Below are 22,016 nucleotides of genomic sequence, written 5' to 3' on the forward strand. Positions count from 1 at the left end.
TTCAAACAAGACCACGCAGCGAAAAAACCGCACCAAGCCCTTGAGTCCAACAACCAACAACCAACAACCCAAACCACCCACTCAAACCATCAAACCCCATCAAAAAACCACCCAACCATTAAGCCTTACAATTCCCCACCCCCCCAGGAAAACACAAAAATGGATTCCCGCCTGACCGAACTCGAAATCAAGGTTGCCTTCCAGGACGACCTCCTCGACAGCCTCAACCTCGCCGTAGCACGGCAACAACGCCAGATCGACCTGCTGCAAGAGCAGTTGCAGGCGCTCTACCAGCAAATGCGCTCCAGCGGCACCGGCGGCACCGAAGGCGGCCCACAGCACGAAATCCCGCCACATTATTGAGAACACATGGCGGCACGCCAAAACGGCAAAATCCGCCACGATTGAACAAAGCCACCACCACCGCGGTCAGACCGGGTAACGCGCAAAACGCCAACCTGGAGGCACCGCACCATGCCGCCCATGCAACCCCGCACCCCGCTCCTGCCCGCACGGTCCATCCGGGCCAGGACCTTGAAAGCCGTCACGGCACTCACCATGCTTGGCGCCGCCACCGCCTGGGCCGGCTATAACGTCTGGACCGGCGAATACACATTCACCCGCGAGGAATTGCAAGCCGCCGTGGAAAAGCGCTTTCCCGCGACGCTGCGTTATGGCCAGGTAATCGACGTGCAACTAACGCATCCGCGCCTGGTATTCGACGGCGCCAATAATCGCGTGACCACCCAGATGGACGCTCAACTCGGCAATACTCTGCTGCCGGCGCCGCCGATCAACGGCACGCTTTCGCTCAGCAGCGCACTCAAATACGATCCGGCAAAACGCGCCGTGCTGCTCGACAATCCATCCGTCGAGCGGGTCCAGGTAAGCGGCATGCCGGCGCAATACGGGGAGCAACTGAACGCGATCGGCGCCGTGGTGGCGCAGCAGTTGCTACGCGATTACCCGCTTTACACCTTCACGCCGGAGCAATTGCGCATCGCCGGCAAGGATGTGGAGCCAGGCGCCATTACCGTGCTGCCCGATGGCATCAAGGTCCAGGTCAATACGCGTTAAACGCAATACGTATTGCGTATTCGCATCGATTGCCCCTGCCATTGCCGTGCAGGAAATGTTGTATCCGCGCACGCATTCAGCCAGGAACCACACCGATTAATATCACGGCGCGCGAGTAATCGCGCGCGACCGGTTATACTCCGCGCTCCTACAACTAACGGGTAAATACAAATGGCCGTAGCAAAGAAAGTCGCAACCAGCGCAGCAGCAAAGACCAAGCCGGCAGCCGCCAAGAAGGCAGCAGCACCGGCAAAGAAGGCCAGCGTGCTGGCTCGCGAACTGGCAGCTGCAAAGAAGGGCCTGCTGAAGCTGCGCGCTGACGCGAAGAAGGCGATCGAAGCCGCCAAGCGCGAAATCAAGGTGGCTGCCGAAGCCGCCAAGCAAGCCGTGCTGGCAGAGCGCCAGGCCGCCAAGGAAAAGCTGGCAGCACAAAAGGCAAAGGCCAAGCCCGCTGCCAAGAAGCCGGTGGTGAAGGCCGCCGTGGCAAAGAAGGCTGCAGCCAAGCCGGCCGCCGCCAAGAAGGCAGCTGCACCGAAGGCCGCCAAGCCGGCCGCCGCTCCCAAGGCAGCAGCGCCGAAGGCTCCCCGGAAGGCCGCCGCCAAGAAGCCGGCAGCACCGAAGAAGGCCGTGGCCGTCAAGGTCGAGGCAGAAGCGCCTGTCGCCGCGAAGTAAATCGCGCGAGGGCCAGCACGGCAGGCGGCCCGGACATGCGCGCGGCAATCCGCGCCATGCTTCGGTCCCCTTTCGCGCACCACTTCTGTGCGAACCGGCTGGCGCCTGGCAGGGCCAGCCGGACATCTCCTTTCGAAATCCCCGGACTTTCCGGCAGTCCTGACCGATCGGCCAATTCGACACGATCGCGGCACGATCGCGTGAACACGCGCCCCGATCACCCCGCATTCCCGGCATCATTTCCGCCAGGTCTTAAGCCAATGCTTAAGCCAATACTCCAACCAAGCGTTGAGCGGACACCCGGGCGGAAGACGCAAATCACCCTTTCCGCGATTCCCTGCCCCCGGCGTTAGCCAGAATCCATCCCGGCAATTCAGCCTGCGATCCGTCAGCATTCGGCCGGCAGTTTCCTATTTCCGGAATACCAGGCTGAAGTTATTGGCCGGCATCGGGATGGGCTCATCCATGCGGAAACCCGCGGCCTGGCCCAGCGCCGCCACGTCTTCCATATTGCGCACGCCCCATTCCGGGTCGGCATTGCGCAACTGCGCATCGAACGCGGCATTGCTCGGCGCGGTGTGTTCGCCGTTGCGCCGGTAGGGGCCGTACAGGTAAAGCACGCCGCCGGCGGGCAACAGGCGCCCGGCGCCGGCGAACAGCGCCTGGGCCGCCGTCCACGGCGCGATGTGGATCATATTGATGCACACCACGGCCTGCGCCGCTTCGATGCCCCAGGATGGCTGGTGCACGTCCAGCACCAGCGGCGCAAGCACGTTGGCCACGCCGGCATGCGCGGCCCAGCCTTCGATCGACGCGCACGCCGCCGCGTCGGGATCGCTCGGCTGCCAGGTCAGCCCCGGCAGCGCGGCGGAAAAATACGCCGCGTGCTGGCCGGTGCCGCTGGCGACTTCCAGCACCAGGCCCCTCTGCGGCAATACCCGGCGCAGCACGGCCAGGATGGCATCGCGGTTGCGGTCGGTGGCCGGCGCGATCCGGCGCGCGTCAAGCTGGCCATCTTGGTTCGGCATGTCGTTTCTCCTGTTTTGGGAACGGAATAGGGCAATTGGACAATAGGGCAATAGGGCAATAGGGCGCGGAACATCGAGCCACCGGCAATATGCTGCCGCAAGCGTAGCAGGCATGCCCTATCCCCCGCCACCGGGGCCGCCGGCGGCCTGTCCGGCTGCTCACGCCGCCAAACCCGGGGGCACAAAACAAAACGCCCCCGACGACATTGTCATCGGGGGCGTTCTGCCGCGCCCGCCTGGACCGTCCCGCGGCCAGGATTACCGGTGCCTGCGCACCGGGCTCAACCTCCCGCGTGGTCGCGTGGTGCAGTCCGCACTCAGGCCTTGCTCGTCTTCACGCTGGTCACATCGGCCGTCAGGTAGCCGACTGCCGCACCGAAGCGGTCCTTGTAGTTGGCACGGACCAGCGGATCCAGCGCGGCCTTCACGGTGTTATGCAGGCTGCTCCAGTCGCCGGCGTGCTGGAAGTTGCTCATGATGTAGGTCCAGCCGTTGAGCTCATCGACCGCATGCAGGCCGGTCGATTCGCCGCCCGCCGGCACCGACAGCAAGCGCGACAGCTTCTTCGTGTCGACGTTGTAGGCCCACAGGAAGTTGTTGACGTGCTGGCTGCTGTCCTCGCCGATAAACAGGGTGCGCAGCTTCTCCGAGAACTTGAGGTTGTCCGGATTGGCGATCATCTCGGGGTCGCCGGTATTGCCCAGCGCGTCCGCGCCGATGTCCTTGCCGACGATCAGGGCCTTGGTATGCACCGGCACCCATTCGCTGTTGATCGCGGCCCCGTCCAGGTCCTTCTGGCCGCCGGCGAGGTTGTGCTGCATCACGCCGCCAGCCTTGAGGCCCGGGGCCGGCACCGAGATGCCGCTTTGTGCATTCCAGCCCTTGGCGTTGTTCGTGACCATCGAGTCCTGGATGTTCTGCAGCGCGGAGTAGGCCACCTTGTCCTTGATATTGACGGTGGTGCCTTCCATCTTGGTGAAGCCCATGCTGCCGCCCTTCAGGTAGGCGTAGCGGTGGGTTTCCAGGAAGGCGGCGGCCTTGTCCTTGCCCGGCAGGATCTTGACCCATTGCGCCTTGCCGCCGGAGAAGATCTTGGTGTATGCGGAGTCGCTGGGATCGGTCCACTTGACGTCCATGACGTCGACCGGGCGGTTCGACTTGGCCATCGCCTCGACTTCGGCGCTGGTGGCATGGCCGAGCCTGACCCAGGACAGGTCGGCGCCGGGAGCCGCCGGATCGATGGAGAAGCCAGCGCCGATCTTGGCGACGTACAGCGTGCCCGCGGAGAGGTCCTTCTCCTTGTCGGCCACGAACATGAACAGCCCGCTGTTGGTGGCGTCGTCACCCATCAGCACGGTGCGGTTGTCGGGCATCACCTGCACCAGTTCGTGCGAGATGCGGCCCAGGCAATAGTGCTTCTTGATGGTGCCGGTGCCGTCCGGATTGACCGTCACTTCGGGCAGATGGCCATACAGATAGGGATTGAACGCGATGTTCGCATTGCCGTAGAGGTTCTTGGCGAACTTCGTGTACTGGTCGATCTGGTCGGAATAGGATCCCACGCCTGTACTCACATCCGCCGCATTGGGGAACGTTTCCGGCTCATACTCTTCACTGGACAAGTGGGTGTTCCACGGCGACAGGCTGGCGCCGCAGGTGATCCACAGGCCGTTGACGCCCGAGGTGTCGACGTTGTGGTACTTGACCAGCGCCAGCTTGCCGGTGGCCGGGTCCTGGTCCAGCGTGAGCACGGCGATCGGCGACGGCAGGCGGCCGTAGGTGTCGGTGCCGAGCTGGTCGCGCGTGGTGTATTCGAACTGCACGACGGCGAATACCGTGTTGCCCTTCACGCCGGCCACCTTGGCGCCGTCGATCTTGAGCAGCGAGGTGCCGTCCGGCGAGTCCGAGAAGAACTGGCGCTCCTTGCCGGCCACCGACGTGTCGATGATGGGCTGGTTGTTGATGTCGACATAGCCGCCCGCGAGGATGGTGCCGCCCACGCCGTCCGGGACCATGTCGCCAGTGACGAAGAAGGGCTGGTAGGCTAGCTTGAAGGTCTGGCTGCTACCATCGCTGAACGATACCTTCAGGCTCGAACCCACCGTGGTGGTCGCCATCGCGGCCGGGTTGGCCAGCGTGGGCGCCGCCATGCCGGTGAACTCGGCGGTGGTGAAGGTGGCGGCGGCGGGCGTGCCGGGCGCCGGTGCCGGCGCCGGCACCGGCGCGGCTACCGCGTCGCCGTCTCCGCCGCAGCCGACCAGGAAGGCGGAAGCGCCAAGGCCCAGCGGCAGCATGGGTGCGCCGGCCAGAAATTTAAGCGCCTTGCGGCGGGATGCGTCCGGTTTGTCGAGCATTCTTCTTTCCCGTTTCGATTATGTGAGTGATTGGGCGGCACGCGCTGCGCCGCCTTGCCGCGCGCTTGTGGGGAGCCGCGTGGCGTTCAGGCCGACTCGCATCCTATGAATGATTTGTTACAACTTGTTGAAAGTGTCTTAAATTGCAGACATCCAGGGGCCGTCCGCGCAATCAGCGCAATCCGCACATCCCGGACGGCCGGGGCCGCTGTTGTACACTGGCGCACGCTCCCTGCCAGGAGCCGATTCCCTTAGCTCTCAGCCCGCTGGCGCCGCTTTTGGCCCGCCGTGACGTGGCCCCACCCGTGCCGACCTACACCCTCGCTTCTCCCGTCCAGGCGGACCTGGAAATCCGCAAAAGCCGTTTCATCGGCTACGCAATTCCCGTGCAGGACCGCGCAGCGGCCATGGCCGAACTACAGCGCCTGCGCGAAGCGCACGCCACCGCCACCCATGTCTGCTGGGCCTTGCTGGCGGGCGGCCAGTCCGGCATGTCGGACGATGGCGAGCCTTCCGGCACCGCCGGCCGGCCCATGCTGGAGGTATTGCGCCACCATGAACTGGAGGGCGTGCTGGCGGCCGTGGTGCGCTACTACGGCGGCATCAAGCTGGGCGCGGGTGGACTGGTGCGGGCCTATACGGATGCCATCGCCGCGGCCCTGAAGGATGCGCAGCCCATCGAGCGCATCGCCTATGCCGAACTGGTTGCGGAGGTGGACTACGCCGACGAGGCGCGCGTGCGCCGCTGGATCGAGCAGGAGGGCCACATGCTGGCGCATGGCGAGCATGGCACGGCCGCGCGGCTGACGATCCGCCTGCCGGCCAGCGCACTGGACGCGGCACGTGCCGCGCTGCGCGACGCCACGCATGGCCGCGCCCGCTTTCCCGGCGCGGACGATGGCGAGGCGCAGTCATGAGCAACGGCCCGCACGCACCCGATCTGAGATCCGGCGACGCGGCCGGTGCCACCACACCACCCTCGCCGGCCTTTGCCGCGCGCGTCGAGCCGCTGGGCAGCAGCTTTCCCGCCTTGCCCACGCAAACGCTGCTGGAAGCCGCGCTGCTCGCCGGCGTGCAACTCCCCAGTTCGTGCCGCAATGGCACCTGCCGCACCTGCCTGTGCCGGCTGTCCGCGGGGCGAATTGCCTATCGCATCGAGTGGCCGGGCGTGAGCTACGACGAGCGCGACGAGGGCTATATCCTGCCTTGCGTGGCGTACCCCGAGAGCGATGTGGTGATAGAGGCGCCGCTGGCGGTCCAGCCGGGCGCTGCCCAGCCTTAAGCCACTCTCACCAATTTGCGCCTTCGCGCCGGCGCGGCCCGCGCAGCGAGGCACTGCATGAAGAACTGCCACGCGATACGCAGCGCATCCGGGCCGGAAGGATCGGCAAAGGCCTGGCTGGACGGGCCGCCGCTCCATGCATGCCCGAGCCCTTCGATCCGCACCAGGCGGACATAGGGCTGCCGCTCGCTCGACCATGCATAGACGCTGAAGGGCCGCCGCTGCCCGCGCCGCCCCCGGCGCGGTGCGGCCAGCACGGGCGCTTGCGGCAACAACTGCTGCCACAACGCGGCCGAAGCGAGCGCGTTGTCGAAGTGGACCACGTGATCGGCATCCCCGTGCACCAGCAGCAAGGGCGGCGGGCGGCGCCCCGCCAGCAGCAGTCGCGCGGCCTCCACGTCGGGATGGCCCTTGCCTTGCATGACGCGCGCCGCCTGCGCGGCGTTGGACGCGCTCAGCGGCACCGCGCCGGAATGCGAACCCACCGCGGCGAAACGATCCGGATAGCGCAACCCCAGTATCTGCGCCATGGCGCCGCCGGCCGACAGGCCAAGCGCGAACACGCGATCGCGGCGAATCGGGCGCTGCTGGCACACATGCTCGACGACGGCCATCAGCAGACTCGCCTCGGCCACCACGCGCGCGGAAGAGCGGAACCAGTTCCAGCACCGCTGCGCGTTCGCGTGGGAGGATTGCTCGGGCATCAGCACCACGCAACCCGCGCTGCGCGCCACCACTGCGGCGCGGGTGCATGCGGCAAAGCTGGCCGTGTCCTGGCCACAACCATGCAGCAGCACCAGCAAAGGCGCCGGACGCGAAGCGCTCACCCCTGGCGGAATAAACAGCCGGTAACGGCGCTGCACGAGTGGCCCCAGCCCCCAGCTTCCTTCTTCCCAGCGCCCCCCGCCACGGCCTGCCGGCGCCGGCACCGGGGACACGACACCGCTCAACACGCGTTGCGTGGCCTTGCTCATGGCCTCGCCCTGCCTCACCGCCGTTTTGATTGCGGACTTCGTGACCGTGCGCTGCGCGCGCCGCATGTTGCGGGTGGCGATCTTGCCGAGGGTGCTCCAGAGTTTGCTGCCACTGCTCTTGCGACGTGTCATCGGCGGCATCTCCCGCGCGCGGTGATGGAATGCGCCGTCAGGGGCGCATGGCTGGCATGGACGCGCAGCGTTTCGCTGCAGCGCAGCACCAGTATGCCGTGCGGCAGGACGTTCTGTCAGGCTTTCCCGCGCAGCACGCGAGCCTAAAAGACCCCACGCAGCGCCAGCTCGGCGCCGAGCAGCAGCAGCCCGCAGAAGAACAGCTTGCGAAACCGCGTCGCGCTGATGCGGTGGCGCAGCCATTGGCCGACGAACATGCCGCCAAGCGCGGGCAGCAGCGCCAGTACCGAAGCGCCGAGGACAGGCGTGTGCAGCAACGCGCCATTCATCGCCAGGCTTACCGCGAGCGCGATGGTGGACACCGTGAACGACAAACCCAGCGCCTGCACCAGCGTCTCCCTGTCCAGGTCCAGGCCCTGGATATAGGGCAGCGCCGGAATCACGAACACGCCCGTGACGGCGGTGATGGCGCCGGTGATCACGCCAGCGAGCGGCCCCAGCCAGTGTTCGGCGGCAGCCGGCACTTTCGGGTGGAAAGCGGCCAGCCCCAGCACCGCGTACAGCACCAGCGCCACGCCCAGCCAGGACGTGGCGTGCACCATCAGGCTGGCCGGCATCAGCGCCGCCGCCAGCCACGTGCCCACGCAGATGGCTACCAGCATGGGCCACATCCGCCGCGCCAGCTGGCCCAGCCGCGGGCCGCTGTAGAGTTGCACCACATTGGTCACCATGGATGGCGCAACCAGCAGCGCCGCCGCCTGCGCGGGCGGCATCGCCAGGCCGAGCAGCCCCATCGCCACGGTCGGCAGGCCCAGCCCCACCACGCCCTTGACCAGCCCGGCGAGCAGGAAGGTAAAGCCGATCAGCGCAATCTGCGCGCTCAGGAATGTCGATTCCATGGCCCGCTCACTCTGCCTGCGATGACGGCGCCGCGATGGGCTGGTGCACGGCGCGACTATCGGCCGGCGCCTGCTCGCGCTCGTGCAGGCCGTAGTCGCGCAGCACGTGCGCCACCCGCAGGCGATAGCCGGCGAACACGCCGCCGCGCCCGGCCGACTGCGCGTGACGGTGCTCCATCGTGTTGCGCCAGGCCATGACCGCCGCTTCGTCGCGGAAGAACGAGAGGGACAGCAGCTTGCCGGGGTTGGTCAGGCTCTGGAAGCGCTCCACCGAGATAAAGCCGTCGATGGCTTCCAGCGTGGGCCGCAGTTGCGCGGCGATGTTCATATAGGTATCCATCCGCCCCTCGGCGGGCTCGACTTCGAAGATGACTGCGATCATGGCGGTTGTTCCTTTGTGATTGCGGTGATTGCGGTGATTGCGGTGGTTCCGGTGGTTCCGGTGTTTGTGGTTTGCCAGGTGTCTGGCGGTTCCGGCGCTCAGAGAAAATGCGGAATGCGCGTATTGAGCGAGGGCCGGTAGCGAAATGCCCGCAACAGCGCCGCGGGATCCGCGCCGCGTACCAGCAGCGCGGCAACAACCGCCTGCGCCACCGAGACGGCCAGCGCGTCGCCGGGACACGCATGACGGCCGGCACCGAAGGTCCACGGACGAGCGCTATCGGCAGGCACGCGCTCGTCGAGCGAAGCGGCCGCCAGCACCAGCAGCACCGCATCGCCGGCCTTCAGGTCCGCGCCGCACAGGCGTGCGTCGGCGGCCAGGAAGCGCCGCGTATTCTGCACCGGCGGATCTTCGCGCAGCACCAGTGCGGCGACATCGCGCAACGCGCCGGATGCGTCCGGGTGCCGGTCTTGCGCCATCTCCCTGCCAAGCCGCACCAGCATATTGCCGACCAGTCCGGCGGTGGCCTCGCACGCTTGTATCAGCAGGCCAATCGCATTGGTGGCGATCACCTCTTGCGCCACGCCGGCTGCAAGCGCTTCGCGCCGCAGCGCATCCAGCGGCCGGCCTGGCGCGAGGTCCGGCTCGCCTGCCGACAAGCGTTCGCGCATCCATGCCTGCAGCCAGGTCGCCGCCTCGCTCCCGGCGGCGGTCTCCTGCGAGGTCGCCAACGGCGACATGGCCCGCGCGAATGCCGTCACCTGCGCAGCGGCCTGCACGGCCACACCCGGCCTGCCTGTTACCGCCAGGCCGAGCGCATCGGCCACGGCCAGCACCGGCAAGGAGAACATCCAGTGATTGACGGTAGCGCCAGGCTGCGTCGGGTCGAAGGGAAAATCCTGCGCCAGCGCCGACACGCGCTGCCGCATGCCGGCCAGCTCCAGGGCCCCCATGCGTTTGCGCAGCACGCCCTTGAGCGGCGCGTTCCAAGCGCCGTCGTTCATGCGGATTAAGCCGCCAAACATTGCGCCGGCAGGGCTGCCGGCCAGCGCGGGAGGCACCGGCTGCGCGAGCGGCCTCACGCGGCTGGCGGGATGCGCCAGCACCGCCTCGACCTCGGCAGCGCCGGCGGCAACCCACAGTCCGAGCGCCTCGTCGCGATAGAAAGGCCGACGCGCGGCGAGGCCGCGGTAGTAGGGCGTCGGGTCGGGATGGGTGACGGCGGCAAGCGGATCTGACGGCATCGGCATGGGCATCGGCATGGGTGCGGGAACGCGGTTGATATTGGTGAGTATGCGTCTATACTGCGATCGTTGTTTCACCGCGAGATGAACTATGGAATACGCTCCCGGCATCAGCCAGATGGCCAGCCTGCTTGCCGACCCCGGACGGGCCGCCATGTTGTGGGCGCTGATGGACGGCAGCGCGCGCCCGGCGGGCGAGCTCGCGGTCATCGCCGGCTTGTCCGCATCGTCCACCAGCGGCCACCTTGCGCGCCTCAGCGAGGGCGGGCTGCTCGCGGTGCAGACGCGCGGACGCAATCGCTACTACCGGCTGGCCACGCCCGAGATCGGCGTTGCCATCGAGGCGCTGGCCAGTGCGTCGCTGGCGAGCCAGCCGCCGCGCGTGCGCGCGGTGCCCGCCTCGCGCACCGCGCCCGCGGCGCTGCGCCAGGCCCGCACCTGCTACGACCATCTCGCGGGGGAACTTGCGGTTGCGCTGTTCGAGCGCATGTCCCACGCCAACTGGATCGTGGTGGCCGGCACGGCCGTCGATCTTACCGAGAGCGGCACGCAAGGCATGGCGCAACTCGGCGTGGATCTCGACGTCGCGCGGCGCAAGCGGCGGCAATTCGCCTGCACCTGTCCCGACTGGAGCGAACGCAAGCCGCACCTGGGCGGCGCGCTCGGCGCGGCGCTGCTCGATAGCCTGATGGTCCGCAAATGGATAGAGCCCACGTCCACCTCGCGCGCGCTGCGCGTGACGCCGCGCGGGCAACGCGAGATCCCGCGCATCGCCGGCTGAGCGGCCGGCGCGCTGGCGTGGTTAGAATTCCCGTTTTCAACGCGCCGTAGAGGCGCCGCACCGATGGAGGGCTGATGCGATGAGCGATGAACTGGATGACGAAACGCACCGCGCGCTCTGGCGCCTGATCGAGCTGATCAACTTCGACGATCCCGCCATGATCGAGAAGCAGCAGACGCTGTTCGACGAGGCGCTGGCCAATTCGGACGACGCGGACGCGGTCGAGGGACAAGAGCTGCTGTGGATCCTCAAGGACGTCATCGACTGGGAGTCCGGCTTCTATGTGGACTGGAAGGACGCGCCGTCTTTCATCAGCTGCATGGATGAGCTTTGCGCCCGCCTCGACATCGAGCTCGACTGGGGCGTGGAAGATCCCGAAGACGAGGAGTTCCTGGAAAAAACCAGCGTGTCCGAGCTGATGGAACTGGCGCACGAGCAATTGCGCCTGGCCGGCATCACGCTATGGAACTGGGACACCGAGAGCGACGCCTATGCCGGCTGGCTGGCGCGCGGCGAGGACGACGAGGAAATGATCAGCCTGGCCGAAACGCTGGGGCTGGAGATCCGGCCCGGCGACCAGCCGTATTGAGCGCGAGCGGACGCGGGTTCCGCCCCCTCCCGGCCGGGGAGCCCGTTGCCTGTTCCGCGTTCCCTGTTAGTCAGTTGAAGCTGGGCTCTGTGTCGACAATTTCCGCGCCCCCAGGCCCCAACGTTTCCTCCAGCACATCGAGAAACACCCTGACGCTGGCCGGCATCAGCTTGCGCGCAGGCATCAGCACATAGACCTTCAGCGGCGCAGACGAATAAGCAGGCAACACCCGCACCAGCCGCCCCTGGTCCAGCTCGTCCTGCACATAGCGCGGCGACAGCCGCGCCACGCCCAGCCCGTCCAGGGCGGCCTTGAGCCGGATCTCCGCATTCTGCGTGCGCATGCGCGGCTCCACCGCCAGGCTCGCCACCTCCACGCCATCGCGCAGGAATTCCCAGCGCCGGTCGTCGGCATTGCCCAGCGTCGGCCAGCTCGCCAGGTCCTGCGGCGTGCGCGGCAATCCGCGTGCGCGTATCAGCGCCGGCGACGCAAAGAACCCGCGATCGATCAGCACCACGCGTTTGCTGGCGAAGGAGCTGTCGAGCAAGCCGGTGTGGGTCATCACGAACACCAGGTCGTAGCCCCGCTCGACCAGGTCGGGCTGCTCCCAGCTCACATCCACCTCGACGCGCAACTCGGGATGCAGCCGCAGCAGCCGCGTGAGGCTGGGCGACAGATGCAGCGAGCCAACCTCGTACGGAGTGGAGATGCGCAGGGTGCCGCTGACCTGCTCGCTGACGGAGACTGCCTCGGCGCTGATTTCGCGCAGTTCGTTAAAGAGGGGGGCGACCCGGTCGTAGAGTTGCTGGCCCCGTTCGGTCACCCGCACGCGGCGCGTGGTGCGCTCGAACAGCCGCACGCCGAGTTGCACCTCAAGCCGGGACACCGCCGCGCTGGCCGACGACTTCGGCACATCGGCCAGGTCGGCCCCTTTAGTGAAGCTCGCGCCTTCCACCACCCGGCAAAAAATCTCCCAGTCCTTCCATTCGATCGTCTTCATGCGCCAATCCCTTTTGCCGCCTTGCGCGCGCCATCAGTCGTGCGCGTCAATGCGGGCGATTGTCCCATATGGCGAACAATGGCGCGCAGACCTCTCCCGCCAAAAGCTTCCCTTGACAATTTACATCGTAAATATACACTGTAAAACATAGACACCAGATCATCTGGCGATATGCCACAAAGGGCACACAACATCCATCGCAGCACAACGGACAAATGGCAAGAAACCTTACCCAGGACGAGATCGAAGCCTTCAAGGCGCGCCTGTGCGCGGTGGCCGAGCGCCGCTTTGCCGAAGGCGGCGTAGCCAGCGTGAGCATGCGCCAGCTCGCCGAAGAACTGGGCTGCAGCCCGATGACGCCGTACCGCTATTTCAAGGACAAGGAAGACATCCTGGCGGCCGTGCGCACGGCGGCGTTCGACCGCTTCGCCGCCGCGCTGGAAGCCGCCGGCGCCAGCGCCGGCGAGCCGCGCGAGCGGGCACACGCGGTGGGTGAGGCTTACCTCGCCTTCGCCTTTGCCGAGCCCAACGCCTACCGGCTCATGTTCGACATGACCCAGCCGGGCGACGACCGCTATCCCGAACTGGAACGCGCCGGCTCCCGCGCGCGCCGCACCATGAGCGCGCACCTGGAAACCATGGTGGAGCGCGGCCTGATCCACGGCGACCCGCAGGTGCTGAGCTATGTGATCTGGGCCTCGATCCACGGCCTGGTGATGCTACGCCTGGCCGGCAAACTGCCCGACGGCCCCGGTTTCCGCGTCATCCATGCCGAGATGATGCGGCTGCTGGTGCAAGGCATGCGCGCGCCCATGCCCGAAACCGGCATTGAAAGCGAATAAGCGAATAAGCGAATAACGCAACAAGTAACCAAGCCGGCAACGAACCCGGCCCCCCCGGCCACGCCGGAGCCAACCCCGCAGCAGTCAACAAGGAGCACGAGATGAGCCAGCCGTTCCCGTCGTCCCCCTATCTCAGCGGCAACTTCGCCCCCATCCTGATGGAATGCGACGCGCCCGACCTGCCGGTGCTGGGCGAGCTGCCGCGCGCGCTGCGCGGCACGCTCTACCGCAACGGCCCGAACCCGCAATACGCGCCGCGCGACGCGCAGTACCACTGGTTTATCGGCGACGGCATGGTGCACGCCTTCCACATCGAGGATGGCCGCGTGCGCTACCGCAACCGCTGGGTGCGCACCAATAAGTTCCAGCGCGAGCAGGCCGCGGGGCGTGCGCTGTTCGGCAGCTGGGGCAACCCCGCCACGACCGATGCCTCGGTGCTTGGCCAGAACGATGGCGTGGCCAACACCAATATCCTCTGGCACGCCGGCCGCCTGCTGGCGCTGGAAGAAGCCGACCTGCCGGTCGAGCTGGACAGCGAGAGCCTGGCCACGCGCGGCGACGTCGACTACGGAGGCAAGCTCAAAGGCGCCATGACCGCGCACCCCAAGGTGGACCCGGTCACCGGTGAAATGGTGTTCTTCGCCTATTCCGTCGATGGCCCCTTCACGCCTGGCATGCGCTACGGCGTGGTGGACCGCAACGGCCAGTTGCAGCGCCTCGAACGCTTCGAAGCGCCGTTCCCCAGCATGGTCCACGATTTCATGGTGACGCAGAACCATGTGCTGTTTCCCATCCTGCCGCTCACCGGCAGCATGGACCGCGCCATGCGGGGCGAGCCGGCCTACGCGTGGGAGCCGCAGAAGGGTTCGCACATCGGCATCATGCCGCGCAATGGCGGCGCCGCGCAGATGCGCTGGTTCCGCGGCGACGCCTGCTATGTGTTCCACGTCATGAACGCCTGGGAAGCCGGCAACAAGATCATCGCCGACGTGATGCAGTACGAGAGCGCGCCCCTGTTCAATCCCAGCGCCAATGGCGAGTGTGCGCGCCTGTGCCGCTGGACCTTCGACATGGCCGGCAAGTCCGACAGTTTCACGCGCGAGTACCTGGACGACATGCCGGGGGAATTCCCGCGCTTCGACGAACGCTTCTCCACGCTGCCCTATCGCCACGGCTACTTCGCGTTCCGCCAGCACGAGAGCAGCGCGCGCGGCAGCTATGACGGCCTGGCGCACATCGACCTGCGCAGCGGCAAGCGCGCGGTGCATGTGCTGCCGCAAGGCGACGCCATCTCCGAGCCGGTGTTCGTGCCGCGCGCGGCCGACAGCGCCGAAGGCGACGGATGGCTGCTGGCCACGGTCTACCGCGGCGCGCAGGCGCGCAGCGACCTGGTGGTGCTGGACGCCGGTGCGGTGGCCGATGGCCCGGTTGCCACGGTACAGCTTTCGCACCGCGTGCCGTTCGGCTTCCACGGCAACTGGCACGGCGCGGACTGAGCCGGAACCGCCGCGCTTCCTTGCCGCCCTGTTCATTCACGCAAGACGGCACGACACGCATCGTGCCGCATCACCGCATTACGACACCAAGGAGACCAGCATGGGAATGCTGACCGGCTTTGCCCCCTTCATCGCCTTCTTCATCGCCATGCGGCTGGCGTCCCCATTGGCCGGACTCGGCGCGGCCTGCGCCGTCTCGCTGGCCATGTGCCTGCGCATGTGGCGGCGTGGCGAATCGCTCAAGGTGCTGGAGGTAGGGAGCCTTGCGCTGTTTGCGCTACTGCTGCTCTATACCGCAATCGCTGCGCCCCAATGGACAGTGGCCACGGTGCGGCTCGCGGTGGATGCCGGCCTGTTTGCCATCGTTGCGGTCTCGCTGGCGATCGGACGTCCGTTCACGCTGCAATATGCGCGCGAGCGTGTACCGCAGGAATACTGGAACGCGCCGCGCTTCCTGGCGGTGAACCGCCACATCACGCTGGCGTGGGCCGCCGCGCTGGCCATCATGGTGGCCGCCGACGCGGCGGCGGAATATGTCAGCGCGATCCCGTTGTGGATCGACATCGCGGCCACGGTGGCCGCCTTCGCCGGTGCCGTGATCTTTACGGTGCGCTATCCGGCTGCGGTGCGGCGCGCGGCGGAGGCCGCCGGGGCGGGGCAGACACGGGCGTAGAAGCAAGCGGGGACTCCGGATGCGTCATCGCGAGCGGTGTTGGCGCATCCTGGCAGCTTCATTCGGTGCGTCAGGTTTCCTGACTGCTGGCTTTCAACGCCCCCAGCGCCTCTTCTATTTCCTGCTGGAACGCTGGCCACAGTTCCTGAAAGCTCTCGAGCCCCTCGCTTCTAACCAACTGCTGCAGGCCGATGCATAGTTCCGCCAGGGTCGCATTTCCCACCAGCGCAAAACCTCCGCTCAGCGAGTGCAGTGCATTGAGGACTGCGTCGGCGTTGCCCGCCCGCAAGGCCTCTGTCATCGCCGCTGTTGTCTGCCGCGTGGTAGTGCGCATCGCCTCGCACACCTGCGGGGTGATCGGCAATTCCGACGATTCCGGCAATGTCTTGTCAATAGCGGATTCTCTCGGCGCGCTTCGGCCAGCCCGCGACCGCAGGACGCGCCCCAGCACGGCGAGCGGCAAGGGCTTGACCAGGACCGTGGAAATGCACGATTCCAGGCTGCGATGCGCCTGTTCCGGTGAGCTATGCGCACTCATCGCGACGACAGGCAGGCCTGGATATTGCCGCCGGATGGCCGAGCCCAGGGCATAGCCATCCATCACCGGCATGCCGATGTCCGTCAGCACGACGTCATATTGCCTGTGCGCAAGCGCCTCCAACGCCTTCGCGCCATTCTCGACGATCGTCGCGTCAAAGCCGAGTTGCTCGAACTGATCGGCCAGCATGGCACGGGTTGCCGGGTGGTCTTCCGCGACCAGCACCCGGATGGGCAGTTCACCGTCACCGGACTCCACCGCGCTTGCAGCGTCCGATGCCTTGCCCGGCGCCGCTTCGCCGTCCTGCGCGCCCTCGAGGGGTGCCTCCGTTCGTTGCAATGGCCACCTGACCGTGAAGGTACTGCCCTGCCCCGGCGTGGATTCGACCGAGATTTGGCCTTGCGCTGCTTCCACAATGCGCTGGCACAGCGGCAGCCCGAGGCCGGTGCCACCGTAACGTCGATGGATGGAACTGTCGGCCTGCGTGTAGAGCGCGAAGAGGGTTGGCACGGCGGACGGATCCATCCCGATGCCGGTATCCGCAATATCGAACTGCACGACAGATCTTTCGTTGTCTGGCACAAAGGCGGCGCGAACGACCACATGGCCGGATTCCGTGAACTTGATGGCGTTGCTGACCAGGTTGGCGATCACCTGCCGGAGCCGGGTCGGATCGCCAAGAACGTAGCCGTCGACATCGGGAGAGATGTCACAAGTCAGCGCCAGGCCTTTTGCCTCCGCAAGCGGCGCGAACGTGTCGCGCACATTCTGCAGTAGTTGGTCGCAACGGAAAGGAATGGATTCGAATGTCAGCTGCCCCGCTTCGACCTTGGACACGTCCAGCACGTCATTGATGATGCGAAGCAGCGAAGCGGACGACGACTCGACGATCTCCAGCCTTCGCCGCTGGCCGGCAGACAATGGCGAGCGCCCCATGAGTTCCAGGCAGCCGATCATCGCATTCAGCGGCGTACGGATTTCGTGGCTCATGGTGGCAAGGAACGTGGATTTCGCCTTGTTGGCCTGGTCCGCCGCCTGGCGCGCCTCCCTGAGCTTCTGCTCCGTCTTCTTCTGCGCGCTGATGTCCAGCAACGCGCAAAGCAGAGCTTCCTCCCCTCGATACTTGACACGTGTGAAGTTCACCATCAGATGCGTCAAGTCCTGCGTGTCCGCCCCCCCGATGGTCAACTCCTGGGCGACCAGCGGCCGGTTCCTGTTCGGGCTGCCCGCACGCGCTTGCGACGCGCGCCGATAGAGTTCCCACATGCGCTGGTTCAGGGGCGGCTCGCCAACCTGCTCGGCATAGCGGGCCATCACGTTGTTGTCCACGATCACGCTGCCATCGGCCTGCGCAAGCAGGCTAAGGCCCACCGGCGCAGTATGGAGCAGCGCGCGGTTGAGCTTCTGGCTCTCCTTGAGGCGCACCGCGCGCTCATACGAAGGCAGGAGGATCTTGTCGCGATAGATGACAATGCGGACCCACAGCAGCAACCATCCCGTCAAGGCAAGGGCGCCCATCGCCAGCACGCGATACTTCAGGCCGGCCAGGATCGTGTAAGGCGTATAAGCGTAGACGAGGCTCCAGTCCGTCCCCGGAAGGCTGTCACTGACTTTGAAGACGCCGTCCCGGAAGGTCTGCTGCACGCCCGGCCCCGCCGCACCGTTATGCGTGGCTGCCACGTGGCTGATGAAGGCGCTGCGCTTGGCGTCCGGCGTCAGCAACACCTTGCCGCGCCCGTCGATAATGGCGAACTCGCCCCCTTCACCCGGATTCTGCAGGCCATTCAGGAACCGGCCCGGACGCCTGTTGGTAACGACGATGGCAAGCGGCTTTTTATCGCTGTCAAACAGGAACTGTACGATGCGGAACACCAGCGCGCCCGAGAGCGGATCAAATCGCGGCTCCATCCAGATCACGTCCGTCGGCGTGGCTTCGGGATGGGCTACCGCAGCCTGCGCGAGGCTGACGATGTCTGGCCAGGTCTCCTTGAACAACCTGAGCGCATCGGGCAGGCGGGACACCGGTACATCGTTGCCGTTTCCAGACCGGACCAGCGTAGCCAGGAAATCCCCGTGCACGGAATAGAAATACGTGTTCGCGGAAAGATCGGACGTCCGCGTCAGCAACAAACTGGATTTGAACTGCTTCTCCACCATGGCCAGAAGCGGCAAGTAGCTCGAAGCGGGCCGGGCGTCGCTGACCTCGGCCGCCACGGCATAGACTCGGCGGCCCGAATCCCGGCTGATGCGCAGCTGACCATGATTGGCAAGGTACTGTTCGCGCAAGGCCGGCGACGGCATCGCCTGGCGGTCCCACACGCCTTCCGCATAGCCCGTGCTCAGCTTCAGGACCGTGCCGGCCCCTGTCATGCTGACCATGAGCCTGGACTCCTGCGTCAGAAACCCTGCGCGCGCCGCCGCATTGTAGTCACTGACCGCCATCCACAAGGCCAACACCGAGCACAGCAAGATGAAAGCCGATAGTGCGGCACCACCGCCGTATAGCAGGGTAAGCTGATACCGCTTCATCAGCTCAGGATTGAAGTCGCGGCGACCGCGGGAAATGCGGTGCCTGACAAGGGGCTTCAGTTTCACGGCGACGTTGACTTCATTCTGATTCTGTTGGATCTATCAGGCGTTCAGCCCGGCGAACCGTGCCGCAAGGCGCGCCGGCGTCACGCGCCCTCTTGGCCGCCTTCCGGCTCCGGTTGCTTGTCGTTGCCGCTGTAGCGGATCAGATCCGCATCGCGCGTGACCCCAAGCTTTTTCATTGCCGCAGCCTTCTGCGCGCTGATGGTCTGCTTGCTACGATGCAGCTGGGCAGCAATCTCGCCCACCTTGTAGCCCGCCCGGAACAATCTCACGATTTCCGCCTCCCGGACACTCAGCTTGCGCGTGGCGCCAGGGTCCTCCTGGTCTTCGAGCAAAGACGCAACAGTGGGCGACACGTATTGCCCACCGGTATAGGCGGCATGCACAGCGGTAACGATATGCGCCATGGCATCGGACTTGCTCAGTATGCAGGTCACGCCAAGCGTCTGAATGGCGCGCAGCACCGCGGGATCGTCCACCATGGTAATGGTCACGACGTGCACCTCGGGGAACCGTCGCAAGATCATCGAGATGAGTGCCTGTCCGTCGCCGTACTTACCGTCCGGCATGACATAGTCGAGCACCAGAACGTCGCATGGCTGCTTGCCGAGCGCGTCGATCAGTTCCGTGGAATTCGAGGCTGTCCCGGTCACCTCGATGCCGCCGGCCCCTTGCAGCGAATGCGCTATGCCAAGCAACGTGACTGGGTGATCGTCCGCCACCATGACACGCAAATGAAAGTCATCCATCAAGCCCACGCTTGTAGAAAGTTGCACAAGACACCCAAGGTGTGAATGGCAAATAGCGCAATGTCGCCACCCACAGTGCTTGGCCCACACGGCGCCAGGGTTTCAACCCCGGTTGCAATGATACTTTTTGATCACTTTTCAGCCTGCAAGTGCGAAGTAGGCCATATCAATGGTATACGATCCCTGCCCGTGCCCCTCACTTGGCAGCCGGGCATGGCTGGCGCGTCGATTTCTTTCGCTCCAACCGCTAGATTCAGACTCGTCCTATTTTTTTATGCCGGCCATCCTTCTATCCTATCGGCATGAAAGGATCTCTCAGCACCCTCGCGCTGCATCAAGCCCAACTCCCCGGCACCCCATTGCATGGTTGTGGCGCGCGCGCCCACGATAAGCCTGCAGGTCCGGGCAGCGCGAGCCGTCACCGCATCCTGGTCGTGGAAGAGAATCCGCAGCACCTCTCCACCACGATGCAGATGTTCGCCTGTCAGGGCGACCATCATGTGGAAGGCTACGCCGACGGAGCCAAAGCCTTGCAGCGCCTGGGCGAATGCCCTTTCGACCTGGTTGTCACCGGCCTCAATGTGGCCGGCGCCGACGGCATCCAGATCATCCAGAGCCTGCCTGCGTCTGCGATCGCACCGGCGCTGGTCATCACAAGCACCGCGCCGCGGCCGATACTGGTCGGCGCCCGCAAGGTCGCTGAATCGCTGGGCATCGCGGTGATGGCTACCTTGCCGAAGCCGCTCACACAGCAAGGCGTGCATGCCGCGCTTGGCGCCTACCGCGAGAGCGTGAAGCGTGTACGTCCCGCCCGTCTCGGCAATACCCCGGAGTTTCACCGCGATGCCCTGATCGCCGCCATGGAAAACGGCGAAATGCAAGCCTGGTTCCAGCCACAGTGCGCGCTGGTCGACGGTCTGCGCCATGCGGTGGAGGCGCTGGTGCGTTGGGAACACCCGAAATTCGGGCTGCTGCTGCCCGGCGCCTTCCTGCCCGCCATTGAGCGCGAGGGGCTCGAGGCCTGCCTGTTGCAGACCATGCTGGCACAGACACTCGCCGCGCAACAAGATTGGCAGGCCCGCGGCCTCGATATTACCGTCTGCGTGAACCTCACGACCAAGCTGCTGGATGACCCGGATCTTCCCGATCGATTGCATGCGCAGGTAACAGCGGCCAACGGCGATCCACGGCGTATCTGTTTCGAGTTGACCGAAGACTCCATGGCGGCGCAGGAAAGCAACTACTACGCAGGCGCATGCCGCCTGCGCATGCACGGCTTTGACCTGGCCCAGGATGATTTCTCCAGCGGCTTCAGCTCGTTCTACAGACTGGTGGCGACGCCCTTCACGGATCTGAAGCTGGACCGGTCCATGATCAAGGACGCCACCACGATCGATGCCTTCCGTGCTGCCCTCTCGAGCGTGGTGCAGCTTGGGCGCAAGATGGGCATGACCGTTATCGCGGAAGGCGTTGAGACCGAAGCCCAACTGCGGCTTCTCCAGGAGTTTGGCTGCCACAGGGCGCAAGGCTTCCTGATATCGCCCGCCATCCAGCGGGATGCCATAGCCCGCTTCTTCTCCGCAGGCTGACGGCCGCCAGTCGCCCCGTCCGTCCTTTTCCGCCGCCTTGCAAATTGACCTGAAGCGGATCGCCGTGATTCTCGACGAATCATCGTGTGGCGCTCTCTCCCAGCGCCTTCCCTGACATGGCTGGTGGCGTGCCGCAGCACCCAAATGCTCACGCTTTGGCCTTGATCCGCTCCTGCTTCCCGCAAGCTCGCGCCGGCATCGCCGGGCATGCCTGCGCGGCCGGCCCGGTTTGTGACACTGCAAGATCAAAAGTGTGAACAATTCTTAAAATTAGGACTCGTCCTATTAAGGAGCGTGAATTTCGTACTTGTCCTATATTTTTGGGACCGAAAATCGTACATCATACACATATTGAAAGACCACCCACCCACACCGTTACAGGGGATCACTATTTAATCTGCAAAAAGGCGCCAAGGTTAATATGCGTAAATTTAATATAAGCGTTGTTCTGGCTGACGACACTCCATTGATGCTGAGTGGCCTGAAATGCGCGCTGAATTCAATTTCGAAGATAACCATCTTGGCTTCGTGTGAAACGTCACAAGAACTCTTTGGCACATTAGCCGACATCAAATGTGATGTTGTTGTTACGAATTACGCGATTCGCGGAAGCGAATCCGGAGATGGGCTGGCCTACCTCTCTCGTCTTCGGCGTCTTCACCCAGACGTGAAAATTGTCGTCCTGACGAGCTACAAGCAGCCCGCCATTATCAAGTCCGTATTGGCCCTTGGCGTCTCCGCGATCGTAGCGTGGCATGACGATGCAGCAGAAGTAATCACGGCCATTCTTGTCAGTTCTGCTGGCGGCGAATATGTTTCTCCACAGGTCCGTACGGCCCTGGCTTGTTTTCAGTCCGATATCGAACAACCGCAACAGCTTTCCCCCCGCGAATCGGAGGTTATGCGCCTCTATATTTCCGGGATGACCATCGGTGAAATCGCAGCGCTTCTCAAGAAGGGCAAGCAGACAATAAGCTGCCAAAAAATGAGTGCCATGCGAAAGCTCGGAATAAAGAGCAATGCCGATCTCATCAGATATGGCCTTGACAGCAGCGTCGGCCAGCATTGATGAAACGTAGTCGCAGAAGCCAAACATCATCTTCTGGCCGACTTCCCTAATACT

Annotated in this window: 21 protein-coding genes; 12 read left to right on the top strand and 9 right to left on the bottom strand. The window is 65.1% G+C overall.

Annotated elements, in window-relative coordinates; translation table 11 throughout:
- From CF70_RS38955 to CF70_RS14865, 3 genes are all read left to right on the top strand, one after another.
- Window positions 1-363: SlyX family protein (locus CF70_RS38955; protein WP_414629452.1), on the top strand; the 363-nt coding region annotated here is incomplete at its 5' end.
- 120 nt (window positions 364-483) lie between these two features.
- Window positions 484-1,077 carry a DUF1439 domain-containing protein gene (locus CF70_RS14860; RefSeq protein WP_152561818.1) on the top strand — a complete coding sequence of 198 codons (594 nt, stop codon included), beginning with the start codon at window positions 484-486 and terminating at the stop codon, window positions 1,075-1,077.
- Window positions 1,078-1,248: 171 nt separating this feature from the next.
- Window positions 1,249-1,749, top strand: a complete 501-nt coding sequence (locus tag CF70_RS14865; protein WP_035865855.1) for a hypothetical protein — start codon at window positions 1,249-1,251, stop codon at window positions 1,747-1,749.
- Between the two features lie 410 nt (window positions 1,750-2,159).
- On the opposite strand, the gene CF70_RS14870 is transcribed toward CF70_RS14865, so the two are convergent.
- Together CF70_RS14870 and CF70_RS14875 are read right to left on the bottom strand one after the other, a co-directional pair.
- A complete protein-coding gene (locus CF70_RS14870; protein WP_035865858.1) occupies window positions 2,160-2,777 on the bottom strand; it encodes a DUF938 domain-containing protein in 618 nt (205 codons plus the stop codon).
- A 317-nt stretch (window positions 2,778-3,094) separates the two neighbouring features.
- Complete coding sequence (locus CF70_RS14875; RefSeq protein ID WP_035865861.1) at window positions 3,095-5,131, bottom strand: PhoX family protein; 2,037 nt, start codon at window positions 5,129-5,131, stop codon at window positions 3,095-3,097.
- Between the two features lie 305 nt (window positions 5,132-5,436).
- On the opposite strand from CF70_RS14875, the gene CF70_RS14880 reads away from it, so the two are divergent.
- Window positions 5,437-6,048, top strand: a complete 612-nt coding sequence (locus CF70_RS14880; RefSeq protein WP_035865862.1) for an IMPACT family protein — start codon at window positions 5,437-5,439, stop codon at window positions 6,046-6,048.
- Window positions 6,045-6,413 carry a 2Fe-2S iron-sulfur cluster-binding protein gene (locus CF70_RS14885; RefSeq protein WP_081862182.1) on the top strand — a complete coding sequence of 123 codons (369 nt, stop codon included), beginning with the start codon at window positions 6,045-6,047 and terminating at the stop codon, window positions 6,411-6,413. Before CF70_RS14880 ends, CF70_RS14885 begins: the two co-directional genes overlap by 4 nt.
- Here the strand turns inward: CF70_RS14885 and CF70_RS14890 are convergent.
- The 4 genes from CF70_RS14890 to CF70_RS14905 form a co-directional block, all read right to left on the bottom strand.
- Window positions 6,410-7,519: an alpha/beta hydrolase family esterase gene (locus tag CF70_RS14890; RefSeq protein WP_035865866.1), complete on the bottom strand. Its 1,110-nt coding sequence runs from the start codon at window positions 7,517-7,519 to the stop codon at window positions 6,410-6,412. The two genes, CF70_RS14885 and CF70_RS14890, sit on opposite strands and share 4 nt — an antisense overlap.
- 143 nt (window positions 7,520-7,662) lie before the next feature.
- Complete coding sequence (locus tag CF70_RS14895) at window positions 7,663-8,418, bottom strand: sulfite exporter TauE/SafE family protein (protein ID WP_035865868.1); 756 nt, start codon at window positions 8,416-8,418, stop codon at window positions 7,663-7,665.
- A gap of 7 nt (window positions 8,419-8,425) precedes the next feature.
- Window positions 8,426-8,800 (bottom strand): antibiotic biosynthesis monooxygenase family protein, encoded by a 375-nt coding sequence (locus CF70_RS14900; RefSeq protein WP_035865870.1) that lies wholly within the window; start codon window positions 8,798-8,800, stop codon window positions 8,426-8,428.
- Window positions 8,801-8,898: 98 nt separating this feature from the next.
- Complete coding sequence (locus tag CF70_RS14905; RefSeq protein ID WP_081862183.1) at window positions 8,899-10,050, bottom strand: cytochrome; 1,152 nt, start codon at window positions 10,048-10,050, stop codon at window positions 8,899-8,901.
- Between the two features lie 85 nt (window positions 10,051-10,135).
- Between CF70_RS14905 and CF70_RS14910 the strand changes: the two genes are divergently transcribed.
- Window positions 10,136-10,825, top strand: a complete 690-nt coding sequence (locus CF70_RS14910; protein WP_035865874.1) for an ArsR/SmtB family transcription factor — start codon at window positions 10,136-10,138, stop codon at window positions 10,823-10,825.
- A gap of 79 nt (window positions 10,826-10,904) precedes the next feature.
- Window positions 10,905-11,414, top strand: a complete 510-nt coding sequence (locus tag CF70_RS14915; protein WP_035865875.1) for a DUF6630 family protein — start codon at window positions 10,905-10,907, stop codon at window positions 11,412-11,414.
- Between the two features lie 70 nt (window positions 11,415-11,484).
- Here the strand turns inward: CF70_RS14915 and CF70_RS14920 are convergent, their stop codons facing one another.
- Window positions 11,485-12,414, bottom strand: a complete 930-nt coding sequence (locus CF70_RS14920) for a LysR family transcriptional regulator (protein WP_035865876.1) — start codon at window positions 12,412-12,414, stop codon at window positions 11,485-11,487.
- A 215-nt stretch (window positions 12,415-12,629) separates the two neighbouring features.
- On the opposite strand from CF70_RS14920, the gene CF70_RS14925 reads away from it, so the two are divergent.
- The 3 genes from CF70_RS14925 to CF70_RS14935 all read left to right on the top strand — a co-directional run bounded on the left by CF70_RS14925 (window position 12,630) and on the right by CF70_RS14935 (window position 15,425).
- A complete protein-coding gene (locus CF70_RS14925) occupies window positions 12,630-13,256 on the top strand; it encodes a TetR/AcrR family transcriptional regulator (RefSeq protein ID WP_035865879.1) in 627 nt (208 codons plus the stop codon).
- A 101-nt stretch (window positions 13,257-13,357) separates the two neighbouring features.
- Window positions 13,358-14,752 carry a carotenoid oxygenase family protein gene (locus CF70_RS14930; RefSeq protein ID WP_035865882.1) on the top strand — a complete coding sequence of 465 codons (1,395 nt, stop codon included), beginning with the start codon at window positions 13,358-13,360 and terminating at the stop codon, window positions 14,750-14,752.
- Between the two features lie 100 nt (window positions 14,753-14,852).
- Window positions 14,853-15,425, top strand: coding sequence for a hypothetical protein (locus CF70_RS14935; RefSeq protein ID WP_035865884.1), 573 nt, complete (start codon window positions 14,853-14,855; stop codon window positions 15,423-15,425).
- A gap of 70 nt (window positions 15,426-15,495) precedes the next feature.
- On the opposite strand, the gene CF70_RS14940 is transcribed toward CF70_RS14935, so the two are convergent.
- Entirely contained in the window at window positions 15,496-18,558 is a 3,063-nt protein-coding gene (locus tag CF70_RS14940; protein ID WP_035865887.1) for an ATP-binding protein, read from the bottom strand.
- 80 nt (window positions 18,559-18,638) lie between these two features.
- Window positions 18,639-19,304: a response regulator transcription factor gene (locus CF70_RS14945; protein WP_035865890.1), complete on the bottom strand. Its 666-nt coding sequence runs from the start codon at window positions 19,302-19,304 to the stop codon at window positions 18,639-18,641.
- Window positions 19,305-19,606: 302 nt separating this feature from the next.
- Here CF70_RS14945 and CF70_RS14950 point away from each other — a divergent pair, with 302 nt between their 5' ends.
- Together CF70_RS14950 and CF70_RS34210 are read left to right on the top strand one after the other, a co-directional pair.
- Window positions 19,607-20,893, top strand: a complete 1,287-nt coding sequence (locus CF70_RS14950) for an EAL domain-containing response regulator (protein ID WP_081862184.1) — start codon at window positions 19,607-19,609, stop codon at window positions 20,891-20,893.
- Between the two features lie 421 nt (window positions 20,894-21,314).
- Complete coding sequence (locus CF70_RS34210; protein WP_035865894.1) at window positions 21,315-21,962, top strand: response regulator transcription factor; 648 nt, start codon at window positions 21,315-21,317, stop codon at window positions 21,960-21,962.
- Window positions 21,963-22,016: the final 54 nt, after the last annotated feature.

It is taken from the genome of Cupriavidus sp. SK-3 (genome assembly GCF_000611145.1).
Classification (GTDB): Bacteria; Pseudomonadota; Gammaproteobacteria; order Burkholderiales; family Burkholderiaceae; genus Cupriavidus.

Bases quoted from the DNA above. Each gene is read 5' to 3' on its own strand.
- CF70_RS14860 (WP_152561818.1), top strand. From the start codon at position 484: ATGCAACCCCGCACCCCGCTCCTGCCCGCACGGTCCATCCGGGCCAGG.
- CF70_RS14865 (WP_035865855.1), top strand. From the start codon at position 1,249: ATGGCCGTAGCAAAGAAAGTCGCAACCAGCGCAGCAGCAAAGACCAAG.
- CF70_RS14870 (WP_035865858.1), bottom strand. From the start codon at position 2,777: ATGCCGAACCAAGATGGCCAGCTTGACGCGCGCCGGATCGCGCCGGCC.
- CF70_RS14875 (WP_035865861.1), bottom strand. From the start codon at position 5,131: ATGCTCGACAAACCGGACGCATCCCGCCGCAAGGCGCTTAAATTTCTG.
- CF70_RS14885 (WP_081862182.1), top strand. From the start codon at position 6,045: ATGAGCAACGGCCCGCACGCACCCGATCTGAGATCCGGCGACGCGGCC.
- CF70_RS14890 (WP_035865866.1), bottom strand. From the start codon at position 7,519: ATGACACGTCGCAAGAGCAGTGGCAGCAAACTCTGGAGCACCCTCGGC.
- CF70_RS14895 (WP_035865868.1), bottom strand. From the start codon at position 8,418: ATGGAATCGACATTCCTGAGCGCGCAGATTGCGCTGATCGGCTTTACC.
- CF70_RS14900 (WP_035865870.1), bottom strand. From the start codon at position 8,800: ATGATCGCAGTCATCTTCGAAGTCGAGCCCGCCGAGGGGCGGATGGAT.
- CF70_RS14905 (WP_081862183.1), bottom strand. From the start codon at position 10,050: ATGCCGATGCCGTCAGATCCGCTTGCCGCCGTCACCCATCCCGACCCG.
- CF70_RS14910 (WP_035865874.1), top strand. From the start codon at position 10,136: ATGGAATACGCTCCCGGCATCAGCCAGATGGCCAGCCTGCTTGCCGAC.
- CF70_RS14915 (WP_035865875.1), top strand. From the start codon at position 10,905: ATGAGCGATGAACTGGATGACGAAACGCACCGCGCGCTCTGGCGCCTG.
- CF70_RS14920 (WP_035865876.1), bottom strand. From the start codon at position 12,414: ATGAAGACGATCGAATGGAAGGACTGGGAGATTTTTTGCCGGGTGGTG.
- CF70_RS14925 (WP_035865879.1), top strand. From the start codon at position 12,630: ATGGCAAGAAACCTTACCCAGGACGAGATCGAAGCCTTCAAGGCGCGC.
- CF70_RS14930 (WP_035865882.1), top strand. From the start codon at position 13,358: ATGAGCCAGCCGTTCCCGTCGTCCCCCTATCTCAGCGGCAACTTCGCC.
- CF70_RS14935 (WP_035865884.1), top strand. From the start codon at position 14,853: ATGGGAATGCTGACCGGCTTTGCCCCCTTCATCGCCTTCTTCATCGCC.
- CF70_RS14945 (WP_035865890.1), bottom strand. From the start codon at position 19,304: ATGGATGACTTTCATTTGCGTGTCATGGTGGCGGACGATCACCCAGTC.
- CF70_RS14950 (WP_081862184.1), top strand. From the start codon at position 19,607: ATGAAAGGATCTCTCAGCACCCTCGCGCTGCATCAAGCCCAACTCCCC.
- CF70_RS34210 (WP_035865894.1), top strand. From the start codon at position 21,315: ATGCGTAAATTTAATATAAGCGTTGTTCTGGCTGACGACACTCCATTG.